Origin of the sequence: Flavobacterium psychraquaticum (assembly GCF_034497725.1) — a bacterium.
Classification (GTDB): Bacteria; Bacteroidota; Bacteroidia; order Flavobacteriales; family Flavobacteriaceae; genus Flavobacterium; species Flavobacterium psychraquaticum.
On the sequence record NZ_JAXKVR010000028.1, the window covers coordinates 192,479 to 206,783 of the forward strand.

A 14,305-nucleotide genomic window follows, 5' to 3' on the forward strand; every position below is an offset into this window, starting at 1 on the left:
ATGACACAATTATCCATCAATACGACACAAAATGTTAATATAAATTTTACTGCGGCTTCTGTAGGCGATCGAATTGTAGCGCAACTACTTGATATTCTGGTGATGATAGCTTATGCGATAGTTGTTGGTGTTATTCTAAGTCAAAGTGGATTAGAAGCTGCAATTAATGCATTAGACAATTGGTCAACAATGGCTGCTTATCTTGTAATATTTTCGCCAATAATGTTTTACACTATTATTCAGGAATCTTTATTTGAAGGACAAACCATCGGGAAACGCATAATGAAAACGAAAGTTATTAAATTAGACGGCTATCAAGCGGGTTTTGGTGATTATTTGGTGCGTTGGTTGTTTCGTTTAGTAGAAATTATGATTGGAAACGGAATTATCGCCTTAATTGCTGTAATTGCAAGTAGCAAAAACCAACGTCTAGGAGATATGGCTGCCGGAACTGCTGTAATTAGTTTGAAGAATAAGATTAACATCAATCATACAATAATCCAAGATATAAATTCAGATTATGTGCCGACTTATCCTTTGGTTATTAAATTATCGGATAATGATGTCCGAATTATTAAAGAAACTTTTGAAACAGCAGCCTCTACTAGAGATTATGTAACTATCATAAAACTTCGAGATAAAGTACTTTCGGTTACCGGAATCAAAAATCAATCGGGTAATGATCAAGATTTTATTCGTACTATTTTAAAAGATTATAATTTTTATACCCAAAATATGTAATCTTAATACGTAAGATATAAATAACCCGTTAATGGTTGTGAATAATCGACATCGTTCAGATAGAGAATGTAGAAATATGTTCCTGCTGGAGCTTTTTTACTTCCAATTCCTTCCGCAACATAACCGTTCCAATCGGGTAAATTTTGATCGCCGGTCCAAATATGTCTTCCCCAACGGTTGTAAATTTCGACTTTAAAATTCACAAAAATATCACGTAAACCATCAATAAAAAAGCCGTCATTTGAACCATCATTGTTTGCTGAAACAAAATTATAAACTATTGGTGGGCAGTTTCTTGATAGTAATCTAAAAGAAGTTATAGCATAACAATGTTCATTTTCAATTCGAATGAAGATTTCTTTTGGTGTATAAAAAGCCTCGTAAGTATTGGTATTTGAAATCGGATTTACTTCATTTATAGCTTCATCCAAAAAATTATAGAAGGAAACGGTGTGATTTTCATCTGACTTCACTAATTCTTCATAGTTTGAAAAGTCAAAAATAGCTTTGGTAAATCCTAAATTACAACTTATTAAATCTTGCAATGCATTGAATTTTGGTGACAACCATTGCGTAACTTGAATAGTATTTGAATTATTGTTTTCGTTCAATTCGGTTACGATGCCATTTCCATTTCCAAGATCATCTACAACCGCTAAAAGCGTAAAAATTTCAGGTGTTTCAGCGTGAAGATTTAATGTGATTGTTCCGGATTCATTTCCGCCGATTAAAATATCAAATTGAGTCGCAGAAGTGCCAATTAATTGGGTGCCAATGTAAAAAGAAATAGGAGTTTCAGCGGGTAATAATTCAGTGCTATTTATATTGTAAACCGTATAATTTAGTTCGATGGTTCCCGAATTACAAGATGTTTCATAATCTTCTAAAACAATTGTTGCATCGGGTAATTGACTGTTTAATTTCGTTACAACAGTATTAATCATAATAAAATCTTGGGATGAAGAAAGCTTAATTGTGGCTTGCGTATCACCAACTTCAATATAATTTTCAATGTCATAAATATCCAAATCCATATTAAATAAAGTATTTGAACCTGTAACGGAATTTGTACTATTAAACACATTATTTGCTGGATTTGAAGCATTACTTAAAACAACTCCGTTAACCGTAAATGTCTCCGTTGCTAATTGTGAATCGCCTTCCCAAGCGATAAAACCAGCCGTTGCACCACTATTGTCTAGCACATATAAATTTGTCAAATCAATTTGTAAATTATCAGGAACACCTTGTAAACCATCATAAATATTCAATTGATTTAGTGGAAGTGCATCATTTTGGTATACGATTAAAATTGCCCAACCTGCAAAATTGGTTTTCCGACTATAATGCAGCATTTCAAAGGGGGAAATATCTAATTCAGATAAAGTATAAGTGCCATTTCCTGTCGCTGCAACCATTGTCGTAATGTCTTTGAACGCACTAAAATAAGTAAAATTATAAGGAGCATAAAATCTAGAATGGCTAAATGTTCGGTCGGGTGTTATTGGTATTCCATTTAATTCAACTTCAAAATCGCCATCGCCACTTCCTGCCCAATATAAATAGGCTTTTAGTAAGGTATCATCCGGATTTAAATTCAAATCGGCCGAAGAAGAAGTTCCCGTTACCAAAAAAGGTGACGGATTATTTTCGGCACTATTCATAGTATTTCCTACAAAAGTGAAATCATAACGACCATTAACTTGTTCATAAAGTGAAATATTCTGACTTCTTGCGGAAGTAGAAGACAAGATTTGAACGAGAAAAATAAGGCAAATTATTCTTTTCAACTTGTTGAAATTGAGATTTTATGGATCCAATTTACTATATTTTTTTTAAATTATGGAATATTGAAAGCCTATCCAGTAAAAAATTAGTAATTTTCCACTTTAAATAGAAGGTTTGAAAAAGTATATCGTTAAACAATACCAATCGGAAGATGTTGTAATTTGGAATGAATTTGTAGCCAATGCAAAAAATGCTACATTTTTATTTCATCGCGATTTTATGGAATATCATTCGGATAGATTTCACGATTTTTCTTTGCTTATTTTTGATGAAAAGCAAAACTTGAAAGCTATTTTACCCGCAAATAGAGTAGAAGAGACGCTTTTTTCGCATCAAGGTTTAACTTATGGTGGATTAGTTTTACATCAAAAAACAAAATTGCAGGAAGTAATTGAAATGGTAAATGGTTTGCTGTTTTTTTTAGATAAAAATGAAATTACTAAATTACATTTAAAGCAAATTCCTTCTATTTACAGCGATTTTCCTTCGGATGAAGTAGATTATTTGAGTTTTATTTTAAATGCCAAACTAGTGCGGAAAGATAGTTTATCAGTAATCGATTTGCATTCGAATTATAAATTTTCGAACAGTAGAAAGCAAGAAATTAATAAAGGAATTAAAAATAATCTAGTTGTTATAGAAGAAGAGAATCTTGAGGAATTTTGGAATCAAGTTTTAATTCCGAATCTAAAACAAAAATACAATACAAATCCGGTACATTCATTAGAAGAAATTATGGGTTTGAAAGCTAAATTTCCAAATAATATCCGACAATTTAATGTCTATTTCAACAATAAAATTATTGCTGGAACGACAGTTTTTGAAACTAAAAATGTGGTTCATTCGCAATATATTTCTGGTAATTCCGAAACGAATGCATTGGGAAGTTTAGATTTTTTATATTCAAAATTAATCAATGAAATTTTTGTTCATAAAAAGTATTTTGATCTTGGACCTTCCAACGAAAATCAAGGACAAAATATTAATAGGGGCGTTCAATTTTGGAAAGAAGGTTTTGGTGCTCGGACAATTGTTCAAAATTTCTACGAAATAGAAACCAAAAATTATTCACTTTTAGAAAACGTATTATTATGATACCATTCCTAGATTTAAAAAAATTAAACCAACCTTTTGAAGTTGCTTTTCAAAAAAAGATGAAGCAATTCTTAGATGGTGGTTGGTATATTTTAGGTAATGAAGTCAAGCAATTTGAAATTGATTTTGCATCTTGTTGCGGCACAAAACATTGTATTGGAGTAGGAAATGGTTTAGATGCTTTGGTGTTGATTTTTAAAGCTTACATTCATTTAGGAAAACTACAAAAAGGAGATGAAGTAATTGTTCCAGCAAATACCTACATCGCAAGTGTTTTGGCTGTTTTACAAGCTGATTTAGTTCCGGTTTTGGTGGAGCCTAGATTAGAAACGTATAACATAAATCCGGAGTTGATTGAAGCTAAAATTACTTCAAAAACAAAAGCTATTTTGCCTGTTCATTTATACGGACAATTGTGCGAAATGGACCAGATAAATGCTATTGCTAAAAAACATAATTTGCTTGTAATCGAAGATGGTGCTCAGGCTCACGGAGTAGATTCTAAAAGTAAAAACACAGTTGCTTACAGCTTTTATCCGGGTAAAAATTTGGGTGCTTTAGGCGATGGCGGTGCAATTACAACAAATGATGCTGAAGTTGCAAACGTATTGTTTTCGCTTCGAAATTATGGTTCAAAAATCAAATATGAGAATGAATTTATTGGGGTCAATTCACGTTTAGATGAACTGCAAGCGACTTTTTTGAATGTAAAACTTCCGCATTTAGATAAGGAAAATACTACAAGAAGAGCGATAGCAAAAATATTTCTTTCTCAAATTAAAAATGACAAGCTAGTTTTACCTTTCTGGGACGAAACTAATAATCACGTATTTCATTTATTTGTGATTCGGACCGAAAACAGAACTGCTTTGCAAACGCATTTAAAAGAAAATGGAATAGATTCGATGATTCATTATCCAATTCCGCCACACAAACAAAAAGCGTTGGCCGATTGGAATCATTTATCGTTTCCAATTACCGAAAAAATCCATAAGGAAGTGTTGAGTATTCCGTTGAATTCGACGCTAACAACTGTTGAAATTGAAAAGATTTGCACCATTTTAAATTTGTATTAAATTGAATATTTTCCAGAAAATTTTTCAGAATCAAGTATTTAAAGTGTCTTCTTTAAACAGTTTGGCTATTTTAGCTCGAGTAATTACAGGTTTTGTTTCTTCCAAAGCGATAGCCTATCTTATTGGACCTTCGGGAATGGCTTTGATGGGGAATTTAAGAAATTTCACTACCATTATTGAAAATATTGGAATCTTAGGGTTGCAAAATGGTATTGTAAAAACCGTTGCAAATTATCAAGACGAAAAAGAGGAAGCCACTCAATTTGTTGCCAATGTATTTTGGTCGCTTTTTTATGTAGTTTTGGCTTTATGTTTGGTTCTAGTTTTTGGAAATTCATTTTTCGGAAATCAAATTTTTGGGAGCAATTACAATTACTATTATATTTTATATTTTGTTGCTTTTTTCTTGCCTTTTCAGGTGTTTCATTTGTTCTTTATTGCGATTATAAATGGGTTTAGTTTGTATAAAAAAGTTATAAAAATTACCATTTATAGCACTTTGCTGGGTTTGTTTATTTCTTTAATATTAATGTGGAAATTTGGAGTTTATGGTGCTTTAATTTCAATTTCTGCTCTTTCCTTTTTCCAGTTTTTATTTTCTGGAAGCTATTTTCAAAAACTATTTACTTTAAATGAAATCCTATCAAGAAACAAGATCGATTTTCAGAAGTTAAAAAATTTACTACCCCTAGGTTTGATGACGCTTTTTTCAGCTACAATAGGCGCTATGATTTATATTTTTATTCGGAATTTAATTTGTAAAACGGCTAGTTTAGAAGCTGCAGGATATTATGAAGCTATGTTGCGAATTTCAGGATTTTATATGCTTTTTATTTCTTCGTTAATTACATTTTATTTTTTACCTGAATTATCAAAAAACAAAGACAGTTTCTCAGAAAGAACTGTTACATTCAATTATTATAAAACTATTATTCCTGTTTTTTTAGTAGGATTAATAGTGCTTTATCTTTCTCGAAATTTAACGATTCAATTTTTGTTAAATAAAAGTTTTCTTCCGGTTTCCGATTTGTTTTTTTGGCAAATGATTGGCGATTTTTTCAGAGCAATGTCTTTAATTTTAGGAATCCGTTTTTATTATAAAAAAATAGTAAAAGTTTATTTTTTTACCGAAATTATTTCTTTTGGAGCGCTTTTCCTATTGAGTTATTTGTTGATTCCAATATATTATGCAAACGGAGCAGTTATGGCTTATGGTCTAACTAATGTGTTATATTTTATTGTGCTTTGTGTTTACTTTCGAAAGTTTATTTTTCTCCGACCAAATAGCTAAATATTTTTTCGCAACAAGTTTATAATCGTGTTCTTTTTCTATAAAACTTCTCGCGTTTGTTGAAATTCCACTTATTATATCAGGATTTTCAATTAAAAACGAAAGTTTCTTTACTATTTCGTACGCATCAGAAACAGCATTGATGCAAACTGCATCCTCCGGGAGGTTATAATGTGCCAAAAATTCGGGCTCAGCTCCAGTAAAAACTACTTTTCCTTGTGCCATCGCTTCCAATGCGTTATAACCTTGGTCATTTGCATATACTTGGTCTAACAAAATATGAGCACTGTTATAAATGCTAATATATTCGCTATATGGAATGTTTTCTGTGATAATAATTTCCACTTTAGCACAATATTTTTCTTGAATAATTTGCAATGCTTTTTCAAAATAAATAATTCCTTTTCTAGCATAACTTAAGCGATTTATACCTAAAAAAATTACGATTTTATCATCCATTTGTAATTCTTTAAATGCTATCAAATCTACATTTATAGGATTTGGAATAAAAGTAGTTTGAAAGCCCATTTTTTGCATCGGAATTTCATAATCTAAATCAGACGTAATTAAATGTTGACAATTTTTGGACAACCAGTTAAACGTTTTCCGGTAAGAAACTTTTCTATATTTTAAAGGGAAATGGAATTCTTTCTTTAATAAATTATCAGTTAGAAATGGGGTTAAAATTGAATCTTTTAATTCCTTTTCAAGTAAATAATCGATTACAGGTGTTTCGTCTCCGCAAATCAACAAGCTGCTACTTGGGATATTTTTTAAAAGCTTTTTATACAAGAAGCGAGATAGAATGGGATAGGTTTCTAAAGCATCCGAATTGATGAATTGAACGTGATCAAAGTCATTAAATTTTGGCAAATGCACATAAAATCGAATGGCTTTTTCAATTTTTTCAAAATCAAAGCCAGTTACTTTTCGAATACTTTTAAAAATAAAATTCACTATTTTATTGTCGTTGCAAATGCTGGCATAGATAGAAAAATCAACAGGATATTGTTTAAATTTATCTCCGGTTCCTACAATTGTTACTTCATTTCCAAGTACAAGCAATCCTTCTTTTAAAGAATTATGCAATCGACTATATTCGCCAACTAAAAGTATTTTCATATTGTATTTCTAAATTGTAAATGCGCTATATTTGTGTAAATATAGTTTAATTGCCAAAAATGTATCAAATTTCAGATATCGAAATTTTAATTGCTACAATGAATCGAACAGATTTCGATTTTTTGAAAGCAATTTTTATGTTTACCGATTATTCGCAATTTAAAATTTTGATTGTTAATCAAACAACTGAAAATGCAATTTTAACTTCCGATAATGAGCACATAAAGGTGATCAATAGCTTTGCATACGGTTTATCTAATAGTCGAAATATTGCACTTAAAAACGCCAGCAATGAACTAATTATTTTTACGGATGATGATGTGGTTTTTCAACCGAATTTTACGACAAAATTCCTTGAAGCTTTTAATACTCATATATCGCATCATGGCTTTCGTTTTCAGTTTTTAAATGGAAAAGGTAGTTTAGCAAAAAAATATCCCAAAGTTTTTGAAGATAAATTATCTAATTTACAAATTCTAAATACATCTTCTGTTGAATTAGGATTTAAACGCGAAAGTATTCAAAATTCTAAACTTCACTTTGATACTGATTTTGGTTTAGGAGCTAAATTTCCAATGGGTGAAGAAGCAATTTTTGTAGCTGATGTAATTAAAAATGGATTAAAAATTGGTTTTTTTCCAGAAGTTTTATTAGTTCATTACTCTCCTTCCACAATCGATAAATCTAATATTTCAGATATTTACTACATTCAAAGTGCAGTTTTTTATAGAATCTTTAGTAAAATGTATTTATTTTGGATAGCTTTGAAATTATTTTTTGATATCAAACAAAGTAAAATTAATTTTTCCGAAATTTCGTATCTTATAAATCAGGCTAAAAAAGGAAAACAAGCTTATGTCAACACTACTAAATTGCCAACTACTAAATATCCCAAAAATTGAAGATCCAAGAGGGAATTTATCAGTTATTGAAAATAAAGTTATTCCTTTTGAAATTAAGCGTGTTTACTATCTATACGATATACCAAGCGGAGCGGAGCGCGGTGGACATTCTCATATTGAACAACAAGAGTTTTTAGTTGCTCTGTCTGGAAGTTTTGATGTGATTCTGAATGATGGTCAAAATATAAATAAAATTACTTTAAACAAACCTTTCGAAGGGTTGTTAATTCCCAATGGTATTTGGCGTGAATTAAAAAACTTTTCTTCGGGAGCCGTTTGCTTAGTTCTAGCTTCGGATGTTTTTTCTGAGGATGATTATATAAGAGAATTAGATTTTTTTCTAAACTCTTAAGAAATTTGGAAAGTTTTTCTAAACTCAGGCGTAAATAAAAGAGATACACTATATGAAAATTGTATTTATTGTTCCTTCGATTAAAAATAATGGAGGTGTTGCTAGAGTTACTGCTTTAAAAGCAAATTATTTGATTGAAAATTGGAATTATGAAATTGATATAATTTGTCAAGATGAAAAAAATATTAATCCTTTTTTCTATTTAAATACGAAAATAAATCTTCATTATTTATCTAAAAACAAAGCGAATTTAAAGTATTTATCCAACTATTTTAAAAAAATTAATGAATTATTGGAAATTAGAAAACCAAATTCAATTATTGTTACTGATAATGGTTTCAAAGGCTTTATCTTATCCTATTTTATAAAACATAATTCTAATTTAATTTTTGAAATTCATACTTCTAGATATGAAAATATTACAAAAGGTTTTTCTATCCCTACTTTTTTTAAAAATAGTTTTAGATTTCTAGGATTAAAAAATTATGATAAAGTAATCTTCTTAAATGAAGAAAGTGCTAAGGAGTGGAATGTTGCAAATCCCATATTAATCCCAAATCCTTTACCTTTTAAGGCAAATAAAAAGAGTGCGCGAACAACTAAAAAAGTAATTTGTATAGCACGTCATTCTCATGAGAAAGGTTTAGATCGTTTATTACTTATTTGGAGTAATGTTAGTAAAGAAAATTCAGATTGGCATTTAGAAATTTATGGAGAAGAAACGAATTACTCCAAATATTTGTTTGAATTAGTTGATAATTATAAAATAAAAGATTCAGTTGTTTTTAAACAACCAATTCATAATATCGAAGATGCTTATCTTGGATCTTCTGTTTTAGTAATGACTTCGCGTTATGAAGGTTTTGGACTTGTTCTAATTGAAGCTATGACCTGTGGTTTGCCCGTAATTGCTTATGATTGTCCAATTGGTCCTAAAAATATTATAGTCAATAATGTTAGTGGTTTTTTGATTCAAGATGATAATCACAAGGAATTTGAACAAAAGTTGAGTCAAATTCTAAAAAACCAAATCGATTTGAGTAAGATCATTCAAAATGGAATCAAAACGGCAGAAAATTATAATTTAGATCAAATAGTAGACAAATGGAGAAATGCTATTGTAATTTAAATTTTGATAAATCTTTTGAATTTATTTGATGTTGCAAATGTATCCCAAACGGTATAAGTCAAAATAAAACAAGTTTGGTTTTTCTGTAATTACGTGTTTTTTTAAATAGCGTTCACTAAATTTAAATACTGTTTTTACAAAAAACAGGAGTCTAAGTTTTTTTAAAATCAGAAAATAACGTAATAAACTATTTATTTCAGCGCCTTGTTTATTGTCTGATAAAAGTTCTTTTCTCGATTTCACACTTGCTAAAGATTTATTGAAAAATACTTCATTTTCTTCTATTCCTAAATGGAAAATTGCATTATCAATATGAGTAACTAGAATTTTATTATTATAAAGTTGATATGAAAATATAATATCTAGTCCATATAAATTATCAGCTTTTTTGTAATTATTTGCTAAAAAAACATCTTTTGGAATAAGCATATTTCCAGAAAAAACGAATCCATAAGGATTTCTATTTCTGATCGAAGCTTCTTTTTCTTCTCTAGATTTTCCGTAATAATAGCGTAAAGAATGTGATTCTTCAGGAACTTCCGAAAAATATTTGTAACCTCCGAAAATTGCTTTGTTTTCTAAATTATCAAGCGCTTCAGCATAAGTAGATAGAAAGGATTTATTTTCAGGTAAAACGTCCGAATCTAAGAATAATAATATATTGAATTTAGCTTTTTGAGCCAAAAAATTTCTTGTTGCAGTTCTACCAATATTCATTTCATTTTTTAAATAATAACAATATTCAAGTTCTTGTATTTTAGAATTTTCATCTAAAAACAATGTACTTGCATCATCTAAAACTAAAACTTCATAAGGAATAGCTAATAAATCAGCTTGGTTTTTTAATTCCAAAACAAGCGGAAAAACTGAATAATTATATGTTGGAATTAGTATCGATAACATTTATACCACTCTTTGAACTACTTCAAACATTTTACCTTCATCAAATTTCAAAGTTTTTGAAGGGTATTTTAAAACCAAAGCGTAATCGTGGGTTGCCATTAAAATAGTTTTTCCATTTTCATGAATTTTCCTAAGCACTTCCATAATCTCAATACTTGTTTGTGGGTCCAAGTTTCCGGTTGGCTCATCTGCTAAAATTAATTCAGGGTCATTTAGTAAAGCTCTTGCGATACCAATCCGTTGTTGTTCACCTCCAGAAAGTTGATGAGGCATTTTCGGTGCAAAACCTTTCATGCCAACTTTATCTAATACTTCTTCAATTTTAAGTTCCATTTCAGCTTTTTCTGCCCAACCTGTTGCTTTTAAAACAAAAAGTAAGTTTTCTTTAATATTTCTATCAGGTAATAATTTAAAATCTTGGAAAACAATTCCTAATTTTCTTCTTAAATAAGGAATTTCAGATTCTTTTAATGTGGCTAAATTGTAGTCAACCACACTGCCTTCACCCGTAGTTAAGGCTAAATCGGCATAAAGAGTTTTTAAAAAACTACTTTTTCCTGAACCGGTTCTACCAATTAAATAAATAAATTCGCCCTTTTGAACTTCGATATTTACATCGGTTAAAACTGGATTTTTATCTTGATAAATGGTTACGTTTTTTAAAGATAGAACTGCTTCTGCCATAGTGAATTTAGATTTTAAAATGTAAAAGTAACAACTTATGGTTCGGTATCAAAATTTTAAATGATATTAGCCAAAATAAACTAGTTTTGGTTAAAAACTATGTTCAAAAGTAGTACAATAATATGTTAAGTTGCTTCGTTTATAGTAGTAATAAGCCTTATATTTGGAACTTATAATAAACGAATAAACATGATAAAGTATTTAAAACTTTCTTTTTTAGTAGTTTTCTTTTCTGGAACTCTTTTTGCACAACAATCTGCCGTTTACACTCACGACTTAACCGAATTTGATCGTGCTGTTGAATTGTATAAAGACAAACAATATCAATCGGCACAAATTTTATTTGATAAAGTGAAAAGCAACGCTACTAATCAAGAAGTTGAAGCGGATTGTGCTTATTATATTGCCAATTGTGCTATTCGTTTAAACCAAATGGGTGCGGATGTTTTAGTAGAAGAATTTGTAGAAGATTATCCAACAAGCACAAAAACGAATCAAGCTTATATTGAAGTAGCACATTATTACTTTGACGAAGGAAATTATCCAAAATCAATAGAATGGTTTGATAAAGCCGATGCGAGTTCGATGTCATTTGCCGATAAAGAAAAATATAATTTTCAAAAAGGTTATGCTTATTTCACCACTAAAAACAACAAAGAAGCGGCGAAATACTTCAATATGGTTGTGAATTCTAAAACTTTTGGAAGTCAAGCCAAATATTATTTAGGGTTTATGTCTTATGAAACCGACGATTATAAAAGTGCGAATGAATATTTCGAACAAGTTTCAGACCAAGACAAGTACAAAGAAAAAATGGGCTATTTTCAAGCCGATATGAATTTTAAACTTGGGAATTTTCAAAAAGCAATTGATTTAGGTGAAGCGCAAATGCCAAAATCGAAAGCGGATGAAAAAAGTGAATTGTCTAAGATTATTGGAGAAAGTTATTTTAACTTGAAGAAATACGATAAAGCATTGCCTTATTTATTGGATTATAAAGGAAAAAGAGGAAAATGGAATAACACCGATTTCTACCAGTTGGGTTATACGTATTATCAACAAAAAGATTACGAAAACGCCATTACGCAATTCAATAAAATTATCGACGGAAATGATGTAGTTTCTCAAAATGCTTATTATCATTTAGCAGAAAGTTATTTAAATACTGATAAAAAACAACAAGCGTTAAATGCGTTTAAAAAAGCCTCTGAAATGCAATTCGATGCAAAAATTCAGGAAGATGCTTCTTTGAATTATGCTAAATTGAGTTATGAAATTGGAAATCCCTACCAATCGGTTCCTGAGATTATGAATGCTTATTTGGCGAAATACCCAAATTCGGCAAGCAAACAAGAAATCAATACGCTATTAATTAGTTCATATATTACTTCTAAAAATTATAAAGAAGCTTTAGTTTTATTAGAAAAAAGTAAATCACCTGAAAATAAATTAGCTTATCAAAAAGTTACTTTCTACCGAGGTTTAGAATTGTATACGGATGGAAATTATAAGGATGCTTACAGTTTATTCAAGAAATCATTGGCCGAAAATAAAGACAAAAAATTTACGGCAAGAGCTACTTTTTGGAAAGGAGAAACAGAATACAGTTTGGACCAATTTGAAGACGCGAAATTAAGTTTTTTACAGTTTTTAAACAATTCAGAAGCTTCAAATACACCTGAATATAAAAATGCAAATTACAATTTAGCGTATGCTTATTTCAAATTGAAAGATTACGATAATGCCATAAAAAAATTCGATGATTTTACAGTTGCCATAAAAGACGATAAAGTTAGATTGACTGATGCTTATTTGCGTTTGGGCGATTGTAATTTCATTTCTACAAAATATTGGCCAGCAATGGACGCTTACAATAAAGCAATCGATATGAAAAGTGTAGATGCAGATTACGCGGCGTTTCAAAAAGGAATTAGTTACGGATTTGTTAGTAAACCTGATCGTAAAATTGAAGATTTAGAGGAATTTTCGAAAACATATCCAAAATCACAATATGCAGATGATGCTTTATATGAATTAGGAAATACTTATGTAAATCAAAATCAAACGGAAAAAGCTATTGCAACCTATGACAAGTTAATTAACGGTTATAAATCTAGTTCTTATGTTGCGAAAGCAATTTTGAAACAAGGATTAATTTATTACAATGGAAACAAAACGGAACCAGCTTTAGTAAAATTCAAAAAGGTTGTGGCAGAATTTCCAAATTCGCCAGAATCAATTCAAGCGGTTTCAACAGCACGCTTAATATATGTAGACAATGGAAAAGTTGATGAATATGCAGAATGGGTAAAAACACTATCATTCATAGAAGTTTCAAACGCAGATTTAGATAATGATACTTATGAATCAGCCGAAAAACAATATTTGCAAAATAATTCAAAATTAGCGATTTCAGGATTTACAAGTTATGTTAGCAAATTTCCAAACGGATTACATTCGTTAAAAGCAAACTTTTACTTAGCTCAATTATATTTTGCAGATAATTTGGAAGCAAATTCTGTCAAACATTATGAATTTGTAATTGCAAAACCTAGAAGTGAATTCACCGAGCAAGCGTTAGCAAGATTGTGTCAGGTCTTTTTAAAATTAAATAGTTATGACAGTGCCATTCCAGTTTTAAAACGACTAGAAGCAGAAGCTGAATTTCCTCAAAACAGAACGTACGCCAAATCAAATTTGATGAAATCATATTATGAAAAACAGGATTATGCAAATGCCGTAGTTTATGCAGATAAAGTTTTAGCAAACGACAAAGTAGATGATCGAATAAAAAGTGATGCACAGATTATTGTAGCTCGATCGGCAATTAAAACAAATGACGAAGTAAAGGCAAAAGAGGCTTACGCAAATTTGAATAAGATTGCAAAAGGCGAATTAAAGGCAGAAGCTTTGTATTTTGATGCTTATTTCAAAAATAAAGAAGGTAAATATGAAGCATCGAATAAAGTAGTTGAAAAAATTGCAACCGATTATTCAGGTTATAAATATTTTGGAGCAAAAGCATTGGTGTTAATGGCGAAGAACTATTATCAACTAAATGATAGTTTCCAAGCTACAGAAATTTTGAAAAGTATTATTGAAAATTTTACAGAATATGCAGATGTAGTGGCTGAAGCTCAAAAAGAATTAGATTTTATAAAATCAGAAGAAGCAAAACGAAATTCATCAATCACAAAATAATTAGCTAATTTCATTGTCTTG

12 protein-coding genes are annotated in these 14,305 nt (G+C 30.0%); 8 read left to right on the top strand and 4 right to left on the bottom strand.

Translation table 11 applies throughout. The features are described from left to right. Positions 1-741, top strand: a complete 741-nt coding sequence (locus T1L09_RS07965) for an RDD family protein (RefSeq protein ID WP_322550425.1) — start codon at positions 1-3, stop codon at positions 739-741. A gap of 2 nt (positions 742-743) precedes the next feature. On the opposite strand, the gene T1L09_RS07970 is transcribed toward T1L09_RS07965, so the two are convergent. Further along, entirely contained in the window at positions 744-2,531 is a 1,788-nt protein-coding gene (locus T1L09_RS07970; RefSeq protein WP_322550426.1) for a T9SS type B sorting domain-containing protein, read from the bottom strand. Positions 2,532-2,643: 112 nt separating this feature from the next. Here T1L09_RS07970 and T1L09_RS07975 point away from each other — a divergent pair, with 112 nt between their 5' ends. From T1L09_RS07975 to T1L09_RS07985, 3 genes are read left to right on the top strand one after another with little or no spacing between them, the layout of a single operon-like run. Next, the gene (locus T1L09_RS07975; RefSeq protein ID WP_322550427.1) at positions 2,644-3,624 is read left to right on the top strand and encodes a GNAT family N-acetyltransferase; all 981 of its coding nucleotides are present in this window, start codon (positions 2,644-2,646) and stop codon (positions 3,622-3,624) included. Beyond that, the gene (locus T1L09_RS07980) at positions 3,621-4,700 is read left to right on the top strand and encodes a DegT/DnrJ/EryC1/StrS family aminotransferase (RefSeq protein ID WP_322550428.1); all 1,080 of its coding nucleotides are present in this window, start codon (positions 3,621-3,623) and stop codon (positions 4,698-4,700) included. The genes T1L09_RS07975 and T1L09_RS07980 overlap by 4 nt, the downstream gene beginning before the upstream one ends. 43 nt (positions 4,701-4,743) lie before the next feature. After that, positions 4,744-5,991, top strand: a complete 1,248-nt coding sequence (locus T1L09_RS07985) for an O-antigen translocase (protein ID WP_322550429.1) — start codon at positions 4,744-4,746, stop codon at positions 5,989-5,991. On the opposite strand, the gene T1L09_RS07990 is transcribed toward T1L09_RS07985, so the two are convergent. After that, positions 5,929-7,113, bottom strand: a complete 1,185-nt coding sequence (locus T1L09_RS07990) for a glycosyltransferase family protein (protein WP_322550430.1) — start codon at positions 7,111-7,113, stop codon at positions 5,929-5,931. The genes T1L09_RS07985 and T1L09_RS07990 overlap by 63 nt on opposite strands. Before the next feature lie 59 nt (positions 7,114-7,172). Here T1L09_RS07990 and T1L09_RS07995 point away from each other — a divergent pair, with 59 nt between their 5' ends. The 3 genes from T1L09_RS07995 to T1L09_RS08005 are packed head-to-tail and all read left to right on the top strand — an operon-like array spanning position 7,173 to position 9,496. Further along, on the top strand, positions 7,173-8,015 hold the full coding sequence (locus T1L09_RS07995) for a glycosyltransferase family 2 protein (protein WP_322550431.1): 843 nt from the start codon (positions 7,173-7,175) through the stop codon (positions 8,013-8,015). Then, the gene (locus tag T1L09_RS08000; protein ID WP_322550432.1) at positions 7,969-8,367 is read left to right on the top strand and encodes a sugar 3,4-ketoisomerase; all 399 of its coding nucleotides are present in this window, start codon (positions 7,969-7,971) and stop codon (positions 8,365-8,367) included. The genes T1L09_RS07995 and T1L09_RS08000 overlap by 47 nt, the downstream gene beginning before the upstream one ends. A 52-nt stretch (positions 8,368-8,419) precedes the next feature. Beyond that, entirely contained in the window at positions 8,420-9,496 is a 1,077-nt protein-coding gene (locus T1L09_RS08005; protein WP_322550433.1) for a glycosyltransferase, read from the top strand. A gap of 21 nt (positions 9,497-9,517) precedes the next feature. Here T1L09_RS08005 and T1L09_RS08010 read toward each other — a convergent pair whose 3' ends face one another. Continuing rightward, the gene (locus T1L09_RS08010; RefSeq protein WP_322550434.1) at positions 9,518-10,399 is read right to left on the bottom strand and encodes a glycosyltransferase family 2 protein; all 882 of its coding nucleotides are present in this window, start codon (positions 10,397-10,399) and stop codon (positions 9,518-9,520) included. Beyond that, entirely contained in the window at positions 10,400-11,083 is a 684-nt protein-coding gene (locus T1L09_RS08015) for a cell division ATP-binding protein FtsE (protein WP_322550435.1), read from the bottom strand. A gap of 189 nt (positions 11,084-11,272) precedes the next feature. On the opposite strand from T1L09_RS08015, the gene T1L09_RS08020 reads away from it, so the two are divergent. After that, complete coding sequence (locus tag T1L09_RS08020; RefSeq protein WP_322550436.1) at positions 11,273-14,284, top strand: tetratricopeptide repeat protein; 3,012 nt, start codon at positions 11,273-11,275, stop codon at positions 14,282-14,284. Positions 14,285-14,305 lie beyond the last annotated feature (21 nt).

Coding starts and splice junctions, on each gene's coding strand:
- T1L09_RS07965 (WP_322550425.1), top strand. CDS start 1: ATGACACAATTATCCATCAATACGACACAAAATGTTAATATAAATTTT.
- T1L09_RS07980 (WP_322550428.1), top strand. CDS start 3,621: ATGATACCATTCCTAGATTTAAAAAAATTAAACCAACCTTTTGAAGTT.
- T1L09_RS07990 (WP_322550430.1), bottom strand. CDS start 7,113: ATGAAAATACTTTTAGTTGGCGAATATAGTCGATTGCATAATTCTTTA.
- T1L09_RS07995 (WP_322550431.1), top strand. CDS start 7,173: ATGTATCAAATTTCAGATATCGAAATTTTAATTGCTACAATGAATCGA.
- T1L09_RS08000 (WP_322550432.1), top strand. CDS start 7,969: ATGTCAACACTACTAAATTGCCAACTACTAAATATCCCAAAAATTGAA.
- T1L09_RS08005 (WP_322550433.1), top strand. CDS start 8,420: ATGAAAATTGTATTTATTGTTCCTTCGATTAAAAATAATGGAGGTGTT.
- T1L09_RS08010 (WP_322550434.1), bottom strand. CDS start 10,399: ATGTTATCGATACTAATTCCAACATATAATTATTCAGTTTTTCCGCTT.
- T1L09_RS08015 (WP_322550435.1), bottom strand. CDS start 11,083: ATGGCAGAAGCAGTTCTATCTTTAAAAAACGTAACCATTTATCAAGAT.
- T1L09_RS08020 (WP_322550436.1), top strand. CDS start 11,273: ATGATAAAGTATTTAAAACTTTCTTTTTTAGTAGTTTTCTTTTCTGGA.